General features: G+C 73.1%; 17 protein-coding genes and 2 tRNA genes. 12 read left to right on the forward strand and 7 right to left on the reverse strand.

The annotated features are described in order from the left end of the window. Window positions 1–303: 303 nt before the first annotated feature. Window positions 304–813, reverse strand: a complete 510-nt coding sequence (locus tag IH54_RS0110805; protein ID WP_031515292.1) for a DsbA family protein — start codon at window positions 811–813, stop codon at window positions 304–306. 124 nt (window positions 814–937) lie between these two features. Here IH54_RS0110805 and IH54_RS0110810 point away from each other — a divergent pair, with 124 nt between their 5' ends. Together IH54_RS0110810 and IH54_RS39605 are read left to right on the forward strand one after the other, a co-directional pair. Further along, window positions 938–1399 carry a hypothetical protein gene (locus IH54_RS0110810; RefSeq protein WP_031515294.1) on the forward strand — a complete coding sequence of 154 codons (462 nt, stop codon included), beginning with the start codon at window positions 938–940 and terminating at the stop codon, window positions 1397–1399. A gap of 182 nt (window positions 1400–1581) precedes the next feature. Next, window positions 1582–1878 (forward strand): hypothetical protein, encoded by a 297-nt coding sequence (locus tag IH54_RS39605; RefSeq protein WP_043180414.1) that lies wholly within the window; start codon window positions 1582–1584, stop codon window positions 1876–1878. Window positions 1879–1887: 9 nt separating this feature from the next. Here IH54_RS39605 and IH54_RS0110820 read toward each other — a convergent pair whose 3' ends face one another. Together IH54_RS0110820 and IH54_RS0110825 are read right to left on the reverse strand one after the other, a co-directional pair. Beyond that, window positions 1888–2463 (reverse strand): CGNR zinc finger domain-containing protein, encoded by a 576-nt coding sequence (locus tag IH54_RS0110820; protein WP_031515296.1) that lies wholly within the window; start codon window positions 2461–2463, stop codon window positions 1888–1890. Window positions 2464–2663: 200 nt separating this feature from the next. Continuing rightward, entirely contained in the window at window positions 2664–3077 is a 414-nt protein-coding gene (locus tag IH54_RS0110825) for an SsgA family sporulation/cell division regulator (RefSeq protein ID WP_003959770.1), read from the reverse strand. Window positions 3078–3268: 191 nt separating this feature from the next. Between IH54_RS0110825 and IH54_RS0110830 the strand changes: the two genes are divergently transcribed. The 4 genes from IH54_RS0110830 (at window position 3269) to IH54_RS0110845 (ending at window position 4463) form a co-directional block, all read left to right on the forward strand. After that, window positions 3269–3682, forward strand: coding sequence for a TIGR02611 family protein (locus IH54_RS0110830; RefSeq protein ID WP_031515297.1), 414 nt, complete (start codon window positions 3269–3271; stop codon window positions 3680–3682). Window positions 3683–3734: 52 nt separating this feature from the next. After that, a tRNA-Val gene (locus tag IH54_RS0110835) sits at window positions 3735–3806 on the forward strand. 85 nt (window positions 3807–3891) lie between these two features. Further along, window positions 3892–4353 carry an SRPBCC family protein gene (locus IH54_RS0110840; RefSeq protein ID WP_031515298.1) on the forward strand — a complete coding sequence of 154 codons (462 nt, stop codon included), beginning with the start codon at window positions 3892–3894 and terminating at the stop codon, window positions 4351–4353. Between the two features lie 38 nt (window positions 4354–4391). Beyond that, window positions 4392–4463: transfer RNA gene (locus tag IH54_RS0110845), tRNA-Val, on the forward strand. A gap of 65 nt (window positions 4464–4528) precedes the next feature. Here the strand turns inward: IH54_RS0110845 and IH54_RS0110850 are convergent. Continuing rightward, on the reverse strand, window positions 4529–4969 hold the full coding sequence (locus IH54_RS0110850) for a response regulator (protein ID WP_031515300.1): 441 nt from the start codon (window positions 4967–4969) through the stop codon (window positions 4529–4531). A gap of 183 nt (window positions 4970–5152) precedes the next feature. Here IH54_RS0110850 and IH54_RS0110855 point away from each other — a divergent pair, with 183 nt between their 5' ends. From IH54_RS0110855 to thrS, 5 genes are all read left to right on the forward strand, one after another. Then, window positions 5153–6787 carry a sensor histidine kinase gene (locus tag IH54_RS0110855; protein WP_234343444.1) on the forward strand — a complete coding sequence of 545 codons (1635 nt, stop codon included), beginning with the start codon at window positions 5153–5155 and terminating at the stop codon, window positions 6785–6787. Beyond that, a complete protein-coding gene (locus IH54_RS0110860) occupies window positions 6784–8016 on the forward strand; it encodes a PP2C family protein-serine/threonine phosphatase (RefSeq protein WP_043180418.1) in 1233 nt (410 codons plus the stop codon). The genes IH54_RS0110855 and IH54_RS0110860 overlap by 4 nt, the downstream gene beginning before the upstream one ends. Before the next feature lie 88 nt (window positions 8017–8104). Beyond that, window positions 8105–8413 carry a DUF6400 family protein gene (locus IH54_RS0110865; RefSeq protein ID WP_052397283.1) on the forward strand — a complete coding sequence of 103 codons (309 nt, stop codon included), beginning with the start codon at window positions 8105–8107 and terminating at the stop codon, window positions 8411–8413. Further along, a complete protein-coding gene (locus IH54_RS0110870; protein ID WP_031515308.1) occupies window positions 8397–8642 on the forward strand; it encodes a hypothetical protein in 246 nt (81 codons plus the stop codon). Before IH54_RS0110865 ends, IH54_RS0110870 begins: the two co-directional genes overlap by 17 nt. 107 nt (window positions 8643–8749) lie before the next feature. Continuing rightward, window positions 8750–10732, forward strand: a complete 1983-nt coding sequence (gene thrS, locus IH54_RS0110875; protein WP_031515310.1) for a threonine--tRNA ligase — start codon at window positions 8750–8752, stop codon at window positions 10730–10732. Window positions 10733–10752: 20 nt separating this feature from the next. Here the strand turns inward: thrS and IH54_RS0110880 are convergent, their stop codons facing one another. Continuing rightward, window positions 10753–11412 carry a potassium channel family protein gene (locus IH54_RS0110880; RefSeq protein ID WP_031515312.1) on the reverse strand — a complete coding sequence of 220 codons (660 nt, stop codon included), beginning with the start codon at window positions 11410–11412 and terminating at the stop codon, window positions 10753–10755. A 66-nt stretch (window positions 11413–11478) separates the two neighbouring features. On the opposite strand from IH54_RS0110880, the gene IH54_RS0110885 reads away from it, so the two are divergent. Beyond that, complete coding sequence (locus IH54_RS0110885) at window positions 11479–12036, forward strand: HIT family protein (RefSeq protein ID WP_031515314.1); 558 nt, start codon at window positions 11479–11481, stop codon at window positions 12034–12036. 21 nt (window positions 12037–12057) lie between these two features. Here IH54_RS0110885 and IH54_RS0110890 read toward each other — a convergent pair whose 3' ends face one another. Together IH54_RS0110890 and IH54_RS0110895 are read right to left on the reverse strand one after the other, a co-directional pair. Next, complete coding sequence (locus tag IH54_RS0110890) at window positions 12058–13707, reverse strand: hypothetical protein (protein WP_031515316.1); 1650 nt, start codon at window positions 13705–13707, stop codon at window positions 12058–12060. A gap of 179 nt (window positions 13708–13886) precedes the next feature. Beyond that, on the reverse strand, window positions 13887–16103 hold the full coding sequence (locus IH54_RS0110895) for an elongation factor G-like protein EF-G2 (protein ID WP_031515319.1): 2217 nt from the start codon (window positions 16101–16103) through the stop codon (window positions 13887–13889). Window positions 16104–16158: the final 55 nt, after the last annotated feature.

A 16158-nucleotide genomic window follows, 5' to 3' on the forward strand; every position in this document is an offset into this window, starting at 1 on the left:
GGTGGGTGGGGTCGGGTGCCACTCCGGGGGTACCTCCTCGGAATGCGCGTTCGCCGTCGTCCGTAGTGGCTGAGGGGCTGGGAAGCGCATTCCTGCGGGGGCACCCCCGGATCGTCCCCCTCCCGGGGTCTCGTGGGCCGCTGCCTGCCGGTGGGGGTGATGTTCACGGGACTGCGGTTCACCCCCGGCGGCGGGGCAGCCCCACAGGTGGGCAGAGAGCTGACGGCCTAGTTGCACGGGTGGTGGTGGGAAACACCCCGCGCCGGCAGGCGCGGGCACCACCGCGGCGGGGAGGGCGCCGCCCTACGCCAGGAGCTCGTCCGCGAGGGACTCGATGCGGGCGCGCAGGCCATCCTGGGACTTGCCGCCGTCGAGCCGCTCGCCGGCGATGACGTACGTGGGCGTGCCGGTCACGCCGATCGCCCGCCCCTCCGCCTCGTCCGCGTCGACGACGAGCAGGTGGCGGCCGTCGACGAGCGCCGTGTCGACCTCCTCCGCGTCGAGCCCGAGGTCGCGGGCGACCTCGACGAGGAGCGGTTCGCCCACCGTGCCCAGCTCCTCCGCGCGGGCGAGGACGGCGGTCGCGTACTCCCAGCCGAGGCCCTGCGCGTGGGCCTCCTCGTACGCCTGTGCGGCGGCCAGCGCGTGCTGGTGCTTGGGCAGCGGGAAGTGCCGCAGCTGGATGTCGAGCGCGGCGCCGTACCGCTCGCGCAGGGCGGCGACGTCGCCGAGCGCGGTGCGGCAGTCGGGGCACTGGAGTTCGCACCAGACTTCGAGCACGACGGGGGTGGTGGTGGGGCGGGGTCGTTCCATGCGGCCAGTCTCCCACTCGCGGAGGAGGCGCCCCGGAGATCCCCCTGAACATCCGTGCCGACCGTGGCCCTCCGCGACCGGGGAGAGGCACGATGGGGAGGGACCGACCGACGGGAGCCGCAGAATGCTGACCACGACGCTATGTGCCGCCCTGTCCGCGGGCGGTCTGGGCATCGCGATGATGACCGCCTACCGGCGCCGCTTCCTGGCGGCGACGAGGATCGCCGCGGCGTCGCTGCTGCCGGTCGGGCTCGCCATGGCCGGGCTGGTGACGCTGGGCCGCAAGGTCGGCACCGCCACCGCGGACTGGGCGGCCGACCTGGTCTTCAAGCCGACGGTGTGGCTGGGCTTCGGCGTGCTCGCCGTCGCCGCGCTGCTCTACGGGGTGACGCGGCTGATCTCCGCCCGCCTCCCGGAGGGCGGCGCGGCGGAGCGCGGCCCGGCGGCCGTGCGGGGCGGCGCGGCGGCCCCGGCGATCGCCGCGAACCGTCCGGCTGCGGCCTCGGGCCGCCGCTCGCGCGGGTCCGACAGCGGCCTGTCCGAATTCGCCGACGTCGAGGAGATCCTCAAGCGCCGCGGCATCTGAGCGCGTCGGCCGCACCCCGGGAAAGTCCCGGGCCTTTCGTGGCCGCGGTTGCCCACCCGGTGTCGCGGGCGTCCGCTGCCCGTTCGACCGGTCTGCGAACGCCTCCCCCCGGAGAGCTGAAGATCACGGCGAAGTGCGCCGGCCGGTCCGCGGCACCCCGCGGGCTACGCGAAGATCATTGTGTGCTGCCCACCACCGGCGACCGTGTCGCCGCAGAGCGGCTGCCGGACCGTGCCGTGCCGGCTGCCTCCGACGTCGTCCCCATCCCCGCTCCGCGCATCCCGCTGCGCACCGGGACGGCTCCGTGTCCGGGGGAGAGGACGCCCGCGGCGGGCGCCGAGGGCGGTGCGGCGGGCGGGCCCGCGGCGGAGGCGCGGGGGTGTCTGTACGCGCTGTCGCAGCCGCCGCTGATGCTGTTCCTGCTGGTGGTCGGCGGGCTGCTGGGCGTGGGCGCGGCGTACGACCTGATCTTCCTCTGAGGCCGGGGCCTAGACGGTCGCTTCCGCCGGGTCGCCCGACTCGCGCCGGCGGGCGCGGTACGCGGCGACGTGCAGCCGGTTGCCGCACGTACGGCTGTCGCAGTAGCGGCGGGAGCGGTTGCGGGAGAGGTCGACGAAGGCGCGGCGGCAGTCGGGGGCGTCGCAGCGGCGCAGCCGCTCCCGCTCGCCGGCGACGATCAGGAAGGCCAGTGCCATGCCGCAGTCCGCGGCGAGGTGGTCGGCCAGCGAGGCGCCCGGCGCGAAGTAGTGCACGTGCCAGTCGTAGCCGTCGTGGTCGGTGAGGCGGGGTGTGGTGCTCGCGGCGGCGATCAGCGTGTTGAGCAGGGACGCGGCGGCGGCGTCGTCCGTGGCGGCGAAGACCTCGGCGAAGCGGGCGCGTACCGCCTGGACCGCGGTGAGGTCCTGCCGGTCGAGCCTGCCGACCTCGCTGATGTCGCGGCGGTCGACGAAGGCCCGCAGGTCCGCGACCTCGGCGAGCCGCTCGCGGCCCTCGCTCGCGGGCGCGGTGTTGAGCAGATCCACCACGCTGTCGAGAGCGCACCTGGTGTCATGGTTGATCAGCACGAAACGCTCCCTGCCGGCGTCGTCGTTCGGCTGCGTTCCGGTGACTCTAGCGTGCGAGAGCCGCCGCTGTGGGGCGGGTCGGCCCCACAGCGGCGGCTCTCGTTCCTGCGGTGTCAGGCGGCCGGCGCGGGCCTGCGCCGCCTTGGGTGTCCGGGCGGTCCCCCCGAGTAGGACCGGCCGCGGACGGTCGGTGACCGCTGCTAGCTCTCCGCGAGGATGTGGGAGAGCTCGGTGTCGAGGTCGAAGTGGCGGTGCTCGGTGCCCGGCGGGACCGCGGCGTCCGTCCGCTTCAGGAAGGACTCCAGGGCCCGTGCGGGGGCCTCGAGCAGGGCTTCGCCCTCCGGGGAGCTGAGGGCGATGCACACGACGCCCTGACCGTGGCTGCGGGACGGCCAGACTCTGACGTCGCCGGTGCCGGTGGGGCGGTGCAGCCCCTCGGCGAGCAGGTCGCGGGCGAAGACCCATTCGACCGTCTCTTCGGCTCCGGTGTGGAAGGTGGCGTGCACGGCATACGGATCGGCCGTGTCGTACCGCAAGCCCGCGGGGACGGGCAGTGAGGATTCGCTCGACACAACGAGGCGCAGGTGCAGCTCGCAGCTGACCGTGGTGTTCATAAGCGCCAGGGCCTTTCGCTCAGTGTGCGCTCGGGGATTCGCACGTCGGCGAAATCGACATGCCACCTGCGGGGACGTTGTAAACCCCTCTGAGGGGTTTGTGAGGCTTCTGGTAGCTCGTCCGGACTAGTGGCGAGAAGGGTGGAAGGGCCGTTTCGGCTAATACCCCGAAGTCCGGTACGTTGGCATATGTGATCGCGGAGAGTGACCAGAATGACGAAGCTGTGGCCAATGGTTCGCGGCTCGGTTCGCGTGCCCCGGCGTTCGTCCAGCGGTCACGGCTGCTGCACGCGGTGTGGCGGGTGTGGATCTTCGTCGCCGGTCTGGCGGTGGTCGGCGGCGGGATCGTGCTGCTGCCGCTGCCCGGGCCCGGCTGGCTGATCATCTTCGGCGGCATGGCGATCTGGGGGACCGAGTTCGTCTGGGCGCAGAAGGTGTTGCGCTGGACGCGCCGCAAGGTCACCGACTTCGCCAGGGCCGCCGCCGACCCCCGGGTGCGCAGGCGCAACCTGCTGATCACCACGGTGGTCGTGCTCGTGCTCGCGGGCCTGGCGACCTGGTACGTGCTGGCCTTCGGCTTCACGATGCCCTGGGAGGCGGTGTGAGGCCGGCTGGTCGGGAGGCCCGCCCGGGTGCGGTAAAGTAGTCCGCACGCCGGGGCGATTAGCTCAGCGGGAGAGCACTTCGTTCACACCGAAGGGGTCACTGGTTCGATCCCAGTATCGCCCACCCCGGACCGAGGGTCCCGGAGCCGTCACAGGCTCCGGGACCCTCGGTGTTTCGCCGGCCGCGGCCCGGCGCGCACACTGGCCCCATGGACTGGAGTCACTACCGATTCCGCAGCGTCTGGCGGCTGACCGCCGACCCCGACGCCGTCTACCGCGTCCTGGAACGCCCGGACGCCTACCCCGAGTGGTGGCCGCAGATCCGCGAGGTCCGGCAGACCGGCGGGACCACCGGCCTCCTGCGCTTCCGCTCCCTGCTCCCGTACGACCTCGTCGTCACCGCCCGCTCCACCCTCCAGGACCCGCACCGCCGGGTCCTCGAAGCCGCGGTGGAGGGCGACTTGGAGGGCTGGATCCGCTGGACGGCCGCCCAGGACGGCCCCGGTACCCGGCTGCTCTTCGAGCAGGAGGTCGTCGTGCGCAAACCCCTGATGCGCCGCCTCGCCGCCCCCGGCCGCCCCTTCTTCCTGGCCAACCACGCGCTGATGATGCGCGCCGGCCGGCGCGGACTGCGCGCACTGCTGGCCGCCGCCCCGGGCCATGTCGTTTGAACGCGCGGCGCGTTCACCTGTAAGGTTCTCGATGTCCCGGGCGATTAGCTCAGCGGGAGAGCACTTCGTTCACACCGAAGGGGTCACTGGTTCGATCCCAGTATCGCCCACCGTTCCAGCCGATGAGGGCCGCCTTTCCAGGCGGCCCTTTCGTCGTTCCCGGGCGGCGGGGCGGTCAGTCCTCGCGGTGTGGGACGGTCGCCGTCTCCAGGAAGAACTGGTCGATGCTGCGGACCGACTCCAGGAACTCGTCGAGGTTGACCGGCTTGGTGACGTACGCGTTGGCGTGCCGCTCGTAGGCCGCGCTCACGTCCGCGGGGGTCGCGGACGTCGTGAGGATCACCACCGGAATGGTGCGCAGGTCGGCGTCCTGCTTGAGGACGCCGAGGAGCTCGCGGCCGTTCATCCGGGGCATGTTGAGATCCAGGACGATCAGGTCGGGGCGCGGGTTGGCCGGGTCGCGCAGGTGCGCGAGGGCGTCGATGCCGTCGTCGGCGCGGCTGATGGAGCGTGAGACGCCGCGGTCGGCGAGGGCCTCCTCGACGAGCAGCGCGTCCGCCGGGTCGTCCTCGACGAGGAGGACGTGGTAAGCGCGGTGTCCGGCAAGGGAGTTCACTGCAGGGCTCCTGATGTCGTGGCCGTGGCGTCGGCCGGTGTCCGGCAGGTCAGGATATGCAGCCGGGCAGGGGCGGACAATCGGGCCTCCCGCACCCGCTGCGGGTACGATGGCGCCGTCCGCGACCGGGCCCGCGGAGCGCGCGGCAACGCGGCACAGGCGCGGCCGGTCGTGAGGAGCAGGGTGGACACCGACATACCGCAGCAGTCCACCGGGCCGCACGAGGCGACGCCGCGGCGGCCGCAGCCGGCAGGGCCGCGCGCACCCGGGGCCGGGCGCTGGACGACCCGGCGCTGGCTCACCGCGGGCGTCGCGTCCTCCCTCACCGTCCTGCTGCTGCTCGGGGCCGCCGGCGGCTGGATACTGGCCCGCTCCGCGACGCTGACCGACCGCGTGCTCGCCGCGGACTCCGCCTTCGTCGCCGCCGTCCGGCTGGAGACCTCCCTGGCCGACCAGGAGACCGGCATCCGCGGCTACGGCCTCACCGGCCAACCCGGCTTCCTCGACCCCTACCGCACCGGTGTCGGCGACCAGCGCACGTACGCGGCCCGGCTGCGTACGGCCATGGGCGACCGCGCCGACGTCATCCGCGACCTCGACGCGCTGGAGCGGCGGGCCGGGATCTGGCAGCAGCGCATCGCCGTGCCGGTCGCCGCGGCCCCGCCCGGCGGGCCGGTCGCACTGGCCACCGAGCGCGCCGGTGAGGGCAAGGGTGAGTTCGACGCAGTACGCGACGCCACCGGCCGGCTCCAGCAGACCATCCAGCGTGCCCGTGAGGACTCCCGCGCCCAGCTGCGCTCGGCCACCACCGAGCGCGACGTCCTCTTCGCCGCCATCGGCCTGCTCATCCTCGGCCTGACCACCGGCGTCTTCGCCGGGCTGCGCCGCGGCGTGACGCGCCCGCTGGAGCGGCTGTCCGGCGACGTACGGCTCGTCGCCGACGGCATGTTCGACCACCCCGTCACCCCCACCGGGCCCGCCGACATGCGGCAGATGGCCGCGGGCGTCGACTCGATGCGCGTCCGGCTGGTCCGCGAGCTCGCCCGCACCGACGCCAACCGGCTCCAACTGGACGAGCAGGCCAACGAGTTGCGCCGCTCCAACGCCGAACTGGAGCAGTTCGCCTACGTCGCCTCGCACGACCTGCAGGAGCCGCTGCGCAAGGTCGCCAGCTTCTGCCAGCTGCTGCAGCGCCGCTACGCCGACCGGCTCGACGACCGCGCGGGGCAGTACATCGGCTTCGCCGTCGACGGCGCCAACCGCATGCAGACCCTCATCAACGACCTGCTCGCCTTCTCCCGGGTCGGGCGGCTGAACGCCGAGACCTCCGAAGTCGACCTGGAACAGCTCTTCGCCCGCACCGCCGACGTGCTGAGCGTCGCGATCGAGGACGCCGGCGCCGAGGTGGACCACGACCCGCTGCCCACCCTCACGGGCGACGCCACCCAACTGGGCATGCTGCTGCAGAACCTGCTGTCCAACGCGGTCAAGTTCCGCAGCCCCGACCGCCGTCCGGAGATCAGGCTGACCGCACGCCCGGACGACGACGGCCTGTGGCACTTCGCCGTCACCGACAACGGCATCGGCATCGGGCCGGAGTTCGCCGAGCAGGTCTTCGTCATCTTCCAGCGGCTGCACACCCGCGAGAGCTACCCGGGCAACGGCATCGGCCTGGCCCTGTGCAAGAAGATCGTCGAATTCCACGGCGGGACCATCGCCGTCGACCCCGCCCACACCCCCGGGACGCGTATCGCCTTCACGCTGCCCGGGCCGTCCCCCGCAGCGGCGGCCGCCGATGCGCAGGAGAACCAGCGGTGAACCTTGCGGTAACCGGACCGGCGGACGCGCCGGCCCACACCCGGCTGCGCGTCCTGCTCGTCGAGGACGACCCGGGCGACGCGCTGCTCGTCGAGGAGTACCTCGCCGACACCACGCTCGACGTCGACCTCCAGTGGGTGCAGAGCCTGCGCGAGGGCATCGCGCACGCCGCCCGGCAGGCGCCCGACTGCGTCCTGCTCGACCTGCACCTGCCCGACGCGCAGGGCGTGGGCGCGGTGCGGCGGGTGCAGGAGGCCTGCGGCGCCGCGGCCGTCATCGTCCTGACCGGCCTGGCCGAGGGCACCGCGGGCGCCGAGGCGGTGGCCTCCGGCGCGCAGGACTACCTGGTCAAGGGCGCGGTCACCGGCGAGCTGCTGGACCGCGCGATCCGCTACGCCGTGCACCGCAAGCAGGTCGAGCACACCGCGGCGCAGCTGCGTGCCAACCAGCTGCGCGCGCAGGAGAACCAGCGGTTGGAACGCGGCCTGCTGCCCGTGCCGATGCTGCCGCCCGACCCCCGGGTCGTGCCGACGTCCTGCTACCTGCCCGGACGCGAGGGCGCGCTCCTGGCCGGGGACTTCCTCGACGTCGTGCAGACCGACGACGGCGTCGTGCACGCCGTCATCGGCGACGTCAGCGGCCACGGGCCAGACGAGGCCGCGATGGGGGTGTGCCTGCGGATCGCGTGGCGCACGCTGGTACTCGGCGGCTACCGGGACGCCGCGCTGCTCGCCCTCCTGGAGCGGATCCTGGTCGCCGAGCGCACCGACCCGGCGATGTTCGCCACGGTCGCGACGCTCCGGCTGGATCCGGCGGGCGGCCACGCCGACGTCACGCTCGCCGGGCACGAGGCGCCGCTGCTCGTCGAGAAGGGCCAGGCGGCCCAGGTCGATGCCGGGCCCGGCATCGCGCTCGGCTTCCTGCCCGGCACCGAGGACTGGCGCACCTCGCGGGTCGCGCTGCCCGCGGCCGGTGCCCTGCTGCTGTGCACCGACGGGCTCACCGAGGGCCACGCGGGCAGCGGCCCGGAGCGGCTCGGCACCGAGGGCCTGATCGCCGTCATCGCCGCCGCGCCCGACCCGTACGGCCAGGCCCTCCTGGACCACCTCACGGCCGCCACCCGCGCCCTGGACCGCGGGCGGCACCTCGACGACGTCGCCGTCCTGCTGCTGACCTGGACCTCCACCGGCCGGCTGCCGGGGCCCCGGACACCGGGCGGGACCGCATGAGGTCGGTCACGGCGGGTCGGGGGACCCTTCCCCCGGGGCGGAACGGCTGGTAAGGATGGAAGGGTCCCCCCAGATCGGAAGTCACGCCATGAACGCCGCCGATGCCGGAAATCCCAGCAATACGGGCGACAGCCCCGGCCTCATACCCTTCAGCCTCGACCTGACCCTCGACGAGGTCCGGCGGCGTGCCGAGGTCGTCGCGGCGCTCGGCGCGGACTGGGATCCGGTCGAGGTGCTGCGGGGCGAGGCCGAAGCCTACGCGCTGCTCTACTCCGGGCTGGACGCCGAGCAGCAGCGCCTCCACGACGAGCTGGTCGCGGCCGGTGTCCTGCCCGGCGGCGGGACCCGGACAGACGGGGGGCCGGGGGAGGGGCCGGGCCGTGCGCCTGCCCGTTGACCCGCAGGCCGATCCCGCGCGGCGGGCCTGGGTGGCGTGCCCGGCTTGCGACGACGCGCGTGACTGCCCGGCCTGCGCCGGCCGCCGCGCCTGCGGCGAGCACTGGCGCTACCTGCTGTCCAACCGCGGCCCGGTGGTCCACCTCCAGTGCCCGCGCTGCACGCACGTGTGGTCGCTGAACACCCGGCCGGGCGCCGTGGGCCCCGGTGGCGCCGCCCCCGGGGTCTGACGGGCTGCCCTGTGGACGGCCTGCGCGGGCGGACCTCCCGGCTCGGTACGATTCAGCGGTGCGGCGACCCCCGCCGCGGTCCGTAGACCTCAGTCAGGAGCAGACCGGTGTCAGACCTCCGTGTGATCATCAGACGCGATTCCGCCGAACCGGAAGAGCGGACGGTCACGACGGGCACGACGGCCGCCGGGCTCTTCGAGGGCGAGCGGTCCGTCGTCGCGGCCCGGGTCGGCGGCGAGCTGCGCGACCTGACGTACGTCCTCGCCGACGGCGAGACCGTCGAGCCGGTCGAGATCACCAGCGACGACGGACTCAACATCCTGCGTCACTCCACCGCGCACGTCATGGCCCAGGCCGTGCAGGAGCTGTTCCCCGAGGCCAAGCTCGGCATCGGGCCGCCCATCAAGGACGGCTTCTACTACGACTTCGACGTCGACAAGCCCTTCCACCCCGATGACCTCAAGGCCGTCGAGAAGAAGATGCAGGAGATCCAGAAGCGCGGCCAGCGCTTCTCCCGCCGCGTCGTCACCGAGGACGAGGCCCGCGCGGAGCTCGCCGCCGAGCCGTACAAGCTGGAGCTCATCGGCCTCAAGGGCTCCTCGGCCGGCAGCGAGGACGGCGCGGACGTCGAGGTGGGCGGCGGCGAGCTGACCATCTACGACAACCTCGACGCCAAGACCGGCGAGCTGTGCTGGAAGGACCTCTGCCGCGGCCCGCACCTGCCGAGCACCCGCCTCATCCCGGCCTTCAAGCTCATGCGCAACGCGGCGGCGTACTGGCGCGGCAGCGAGAAGAACCCGATGCTCCAGCGCATCTACGGCACCGCGTGGCCGACCAAGGACGAGCTGAAGGCGTACCTGGAATTCCTGGAGGAGGCTGCCAAGCGCGACCACCGCAAGCTCGGCAGCGAGCTGGACCTCTTCTCCATCCCCGAGCAGATCGGCTCGGGCCTCGCGGTCTTCCACCCCAAGGGCGGCATCGTCCGCCGGGTCATGGAGGACTACTCGCGCCGCCGGCACGAGGAGGAGGGCTACGAGTTCGTCTACACCCCGCACGCGACCAAGGGCACGCTGTTCGAGACGTCGGGCCACCTGGACTGGTACGCCGACGGCATGTATCCGCCCATGCAGCTGGACGAGGGCACGGACTACTACCTCAAGCCCATGAACTGCCCGATGCACAACCTGATCTTCGACGCGCGCGGCCGCTCCTACCGCGAACTGCCGCTGCGGCTGTTCGAGTTCGGCACGGTCTACCGCTACGAGAAGTCGGGCGTCGTGCACGGCCTGACCCGGGCCCGCGGCTTCACGCAGGACGACGCGCACATCTACTGCACCAAGGAGCAGATGGCCGAGGAGCTCGACAAGACCCTCACCTTCGTGCTCAACCTGCTGCGCGACTACGGCCTCACCGACTTCTACCTGGAGCTGTCCACCAAGGACGAGGACAAGTACGTCGGCTCCGACGAGGTGTGGGAGGAGGCCACCGAGACGCTGCGCCAGGTCGCCGAGAAGCAGGGCCTGCCGCTCGTGCCCGACCCGGGCGGCGCCGCCTTCTACGGGCCGAAGATCTCCGTCCAGACGAAGGACGCGATCGGCCGCAGCTGGCAGATGTCCACCGTGCAGCTGGACTTCAACCTGCCCGAGCGCTTCGACCTCCAGTACACCGCCCCCGACGGCTCGCGGCAGCGGCCGGTCATGATCCACCGGGCGCTCTTCGGCTCGATCGAGCGCTTCTTCGCGGTGCTCCTGGAGCACTACGCGGGCGCCTTCCCGGCGTGGCTCGCCCCCGTCCAGGCGGTCGGCATCCCGGTCGGCGACGCGCACGTCCCGTACCTGGAGGAGTTCGCGGGCGAGGCGAAGCGCAAGGGGCTGCGGGTCGAGGTCGACGCGTCGTCGGACCGGATGCAGAAGAAGATCCGCACGTGGCAGAAGCAGCGCGTGCCGTTCATGATCATCGTCGGCGACGAGGACATGACGAACGGCACGGTGTCCTTCCGCTACCGCGACGGCACGCAGGAGAACGGCATCCCGCGTGACCAGGCGCTGGCGAAGCTCGTCGACGTCGTGGAGCGCCGCGTCCAGGTGTGAGCGCCGCTGCCCCCGGCCGCTCAGCGGTCCGGGGGCAGCTCGCCCTCGCGGGCGAAGGACTGGATGAGCCAGGAGGAGAACGAGCCGGTCACCGCGCCCAGCAGGGCCAGGCTCATCGCCATCAGGAAGGCGGCGACGGTCCGGCCGCCGACCGTGACCGGAGTGACGTCGCCGTAGCCGACCGTCGTGAGCGTCTCGCACACCCACCACACCGAGTCGCCGAAGGTGCGGATCGTCGCACCCGGCGCGCCCCGCTCCTGCTGGTAGACGGCGAGCGCGCCCGCGAAGCCCATGAGCAGCGTCGCGATGCCCGCGTACGCGATGACCCGGCCGTACAGGCTGAGCCGCGGCTGCTCGTGGCGGCGCTGCACGACCTGGTAGATCTGGACCGCGCGCAGCGGGCGCAGCAGGGGCAGCAGCAGGACGACGGTGTCCAGCAGGTGGTGGGCGACATAGCGCGGGCCGAAGCGCCGGCCGCTGAGCCGGACCCGCACCACGTAGTCGACCAGGAAGCCCGCCCAGGCCGCGCCGATCACCGCGAGCAGCGCGGTGTGCGCGGCCCGCGGCAGGCCGGTGGCCAGCACGTGCACGGCGTAGGCGGCGAGGAAGAGCGTCGACAGCAGGAACAGCGGGGTCTCGCTGCGGTTCTGCCAGCGCTCCAGCCGGTCGGGGTGCTCCATCGGGCCAGGATCGCGCTACGGGCCCGGGGCCGGGCCCGGCGACACGCGCCCCGGCGGGGAAGTCCTATGCTGAGCTGCATGACGAGTGAGCCGGAGCACAGGCACGGAGCGGGGGTACCGGACGCGTTCCAGCGGCTGTGGACCCCGCACCGCATGGCGTACGTCCAGGGGGAGAACAAGCCCACCGGCCCCGGCGCCGGCGACGGATGTCCGTTCTGCGCGATCCCGGCCGAGTCGGACGAGGACGGGCTGGTCATCAACCGCGGCGAGCACGTGTACGCGGTGCTCAACCTCTACCCGTACAACAGCGGTCACCTGATGGTGGTGCCCTACCGGCACGTCGCCGACTACACGGAACTGGACGCCGCCGAGACGCTGGAGCTGGCGGAGCTGACCAAGCGGGCGATGGCGGCGCTGCGCAACGCCTCGGGTGCGCACGGCTTCAACATCGGCATGAACCAGGGCGCCGTGGCCGGCGCGGGCATCGCCGCCCACCTGCACCAGCACGTGGTGCCGCGGTGGGGCGGCGACGTGAACTTCATGCCTGTCGTCGGCCACACGAAGGTGCTCCCCCAACTCCTCGCCGACACCCGCAAACTCCTCGCGGACGCGTGGCCGCGCTGAGCCCCCCCGCAGCCCGCGGGGCTACGCGTCGTAGGCGTCGGCCCTCTTGGGCTCGGCGCTCTGCACCGCGCCGCTGAGGGAGGACGAGCGGCTGCTGAAGTGCGTGGTGTCCACGCCGTTGTCGGCCATGACCTGGATCGCGGCGGCGTGCACCGCGCGCAGCACGGGGGTGGCGGCGCGCAGCGCGTCGTCGGCCATGAAGCGGTGGCCCCACGGCTTGTCCACCCAGGTGTGGCGCAGCCCGAACGGCTCGGGCAGCGTGAGGGAGCCGCCGAGGTGGTCCAGCACCGGCGGGAACCAGGTCAGCGGGGCGCGGGCGGCAAGCCGGACGACCTCGGCCGAGTCGATCAGCGGCAGGTTGACGGTCCTGGTCTCCCAGAACTTGACCGACTTGCTGACCGTCTTGGTCTTGGCCGACGGGCCCGACGTGAACAGCCCGTTGACCGGGCCGAGGGCGTGCGCGGTGACGTCGACCCGCAGGGTGTGCGCGAGCACGGTCACCGTCGTCATGAGGGTGATGACGAGGTTGCCGTCCCACAGCGTGAACTGGATGCCCAGGTAGTGGCGGTTGCCCTTGCCGAACTGCTGGGTGTTGCAGATCCGCTGGATCTCGAAGTCCTTGACGGTGAAAGCGTCGACCTCCGCGCCGGTCGGTCGGGCGATCTTCGAGGCGCCCTCGCCGGTCGGGACCACGATCCAGTGCCGTATCGACGGCTTGGTGAAGCCGCCGGTGTGCAGCGGGGTGCGCTCCAGCATCCGCAGCCGGTCGTGGATCGCGCGGATCACGTCCCAGCTGCGGAAGGGGTTGATGTCCGTGACGCCCTCGGCGGGCACCAGCTCCTCGGCCATGTGCCAGCTGCCCCAGCGGCTGCCCATGCCGAGTATCCCCTTGGGGCCGGCGTAGAAGACGACGTTGCTGCGCTGCTCGGCGGAGAGCTTCGCGAAGGACTGCCGCAGCGTCTCGGCCTTGGTCTGGTTGGGGTTGCGCGGCACCGCCTCGGGGATCTTCGCGCCGATGCCGCTGCCCTTGACGAGGCCGTCCCAGCGGTCGCGCAGGTCCTTCGCGGTGCGCTCGCAGATCCGCTTGGCCCAGAACCAGCCGATGACCGGGGCGATCATCATGACCCGGAAGTACTGGTGCCAGAAGCCGGAGAAGGGCGGCTTGACCGCCAGCAGCACGGCCAGCGCGACCGCGACGAAGAGCACCGCGCCGCCGAGCACGCCGTACTTCTTGCCGCCCGCCTTCGCGTTGCCCAGCGACTTGCGCAGCTGGAAGGCGCCGAGCCACAGCAGCACGCCGGGCAGGAAGAGCACGCCGAACACGCCCATCACGACGGTCAGCCGGGTGTCGCGCTCCTGCCGGATGCGGTTGGCGGCCAGGCAGTGCTCGACGACGGTCTGCGGTTCGACGCCGAAGGACTGGACGAGCTCGGCGCGGCCGCCGCCGAGCATCCGCGTCTGCACGGCGCGCGACCAGGCCTCGCCGAGGTTGGGCTCGAAGAGCGACAGGCGCGGCGCCTTGACCTTGGTGGCGTCGTTGATCTCGACCAGCGCCTCCATCTTGGAGTCCCGGTACGCCGCCGAGGCGAGCGCCTGCGTCGCGCCGGTCTCGCCGTCGGTGCCCGTGAGCGGCACCTGCGCCCCGGGGCTGAAGTCGAACCCGTTCGTCACCGATGCCCCCAGTCCGCCATGCCGCCGCACCACCCGGCTCCGACCGGCCCATTCCCCGCCGGAGTCCGCATCACACGTTCGGAGCAGTCACCAGATTACCGGCGCGGCGGCCCGCGGTGGGCCCGCGAGCCGCCGACGCGACCCCAACGCTCCGGCGCACGCCGGGTGTTGAGCCCGGGTCACCCCGCGGGTACCGACGTCCCCTCCTGCTCGCGGAGCTTCGCGGCGAGCGCGGCGGGCATCGGTTCGTGCCGGGCGTAGTGGCGGCTGAAGCGCCCGGTGCCGTGCGACAACGACCGAAGGTCCACCGCGTAGCGGCCGATCTCGATCTCCGGCACGTCGGCCCGTACCAGGGTGCGTCCCGGACCCGCGGGCTCGGTGCCGAGGACCCGCCCGCGGCGCGCCGACAGGTCGCCCATCACCGGGCCGACGTACGCGTCCGGCACCAGCACCCCGACCTCGGAGACCGGCTCCAGCAGGTCGATCCGGCCCTCCGCGGCGGCCTCCCGCAGCGCGAGCGCGCCGGCGGTCTGGAAGGCGGCGTCGGAGGAGTCGACGGAGTGCGCCTTGCCGTCCGCGAGCGTGACGCGGATGTCGACCACCGGGAAGCCCATCGCGACCCCGCGGGCGGCCTGCGCGCGCACGCCCTTCTCCACCGACGAGACGAACTGCCGCGGCACCGCCCCGCCGACGACCCTGTCGACGAACTCGATTCCCGAGCCCGCCGGCAGCGGCTCCACCTCGATCTCGCAGATCGCGAACTGCCCGTGCCCGCCGGACTGCTTGACGTGCCGCCCGCGCGCGGCGGCCGGCCGGCCGAAGGTCTCGCGCAGCGGCACCCGGTAGGGCACCGCGTCGACCTGCACGCCGTAGCGGCCGCGCAGCCGCTCCAGGGCCACGTCGACGTGCGCCTCGCCCAGGCACCACAGCACGACCTGCCCGGTCGCCCGGTTCTGCTCCAGCCGCATCGTCGGGTCCTCGGCGACCAGCCGGGACAGGCCCTGCGAGAGCTTGTCCTCGTCGGCCTTGCTGTGCGCCTCGATCGCGACGGGCAGCAGCGGGTCCGGCATCTGCCAGGGCTCCATCAGCAGCGGCCGGTCCCTGGCCGAGAGGGTGTCGCCGGTCTCCGCGCGCGCCAGCTTCGCCACGCACACCAGGTCCCCGGCCGCGGCGGACGGCACCGGGCGCTGGTGCTTGCCGAACGGCGAGGTCAGGGCCCCGACCCGTTCGTCCACGTCGTGGTCCTCGTGGCCGCGGTCCGCCATGCCGTGCCCGGAGACGTGCACGGTGTCGTCGGGCCGCAGCGTCCCGGAGAAGACCCGCACCAGGCTCAGCCGTCCCACGTACGGGTCGGACGACGTCTTGACGACCTCGGCGGCCAGCGGCCCCTCCGGGTCGCAGGTCAGCTCGGTGCGCCCGCCGTCCAGCGCCGCGACCGGCGGCACCGCGCGCTCCAGCGGCGTCGGGAAGCCCCCGGTGACCAGCTCCAGCAGCTCGACGGTGCCCAGCCCCTGCCGGGCGCCCTCGGCGGCGGGGGCCGCGGCGAGGACCGGGTGGAAGGTGCCGCGGGCGACCGCGCGCTCCAGGTCGGCGACCAGCGTGCCGACGTCGATGTCCTCGCCGCCCAGGTAGCGGTCCATGAGCGACTCGTCCTCGCTCTCGGCGATGATCCCCTCGATCAGCCGGTCGCGGGACTCCGCCAGCAGCGGCAGCAGATCCCCGGGCGGGTCCTGCTCGGCGCGCTCGCCGGAGGAGTAGTCGTACACCCGCCGCGTCAGCAGCCCGGCCAGGCCCGTCACCGGGGCGTGCCCGTCGGGTCCCGCGGGACCGTGCACGGGGAGGTAGAGCGGCAGCACCGCGTCCGGGTCGTCGCCGCCCAACTCGCGGGCGACCTGCGCGGCGGTCTCCTCGAAGCCGGCCCGGGCCGACTCCAGGTGCGTCACCACCACCGCCCGGGGCATGCCCACGGCCGCGCACTCGTCCCACACCATCCGCGTCGCGCCGCCGACGCCCTCGCCGTCCTGCGCCGCCGAGACGACGAACAATGCCGCGTCCGCCGCCCGCAGACCGGCCCGCAGCTCCCCGACGAAGTCGGCGTAGCCGGGGGTGTCCAGCACGTTGACCTTGATGCCGTCCCATTCGACCGGCACCAGCGACAGCTGCACCGACCGCTGCTGCCGCTGCTCGATCTCGTCGTGGTCGGACACCGAGCCGCCGTCCTCCACCCGGCCCGCCCGGTTCACCGCGCCGGTGGTCAGCGCCAGCGCCTCCACCAGGGTCGTCTTGCCCGCTCCGCTGTGGCCGACCAGCACCACGTTGCGCACCTTCTCGGGGCGGTCGGCCGCCGGTGCCCTTCCGGCGGCCCCTGGCTGTCCGTTCCTGTCGGCTGCACCCATGTGCACTCGCCTCCCGGTCCTGCCCGCACGGGGTCCGCGCCCTCGCCACGGGGGC

This window comes from Streptomyces sp. NRRL F-5123 (genome assembly GCF_000721495.1).
Classification (GTDB): domain Bacteria; phylum Actinomycetota; class Actinomycetes; order Streptomycetales; family Streptomycetaceae; genus Actinacidiphila.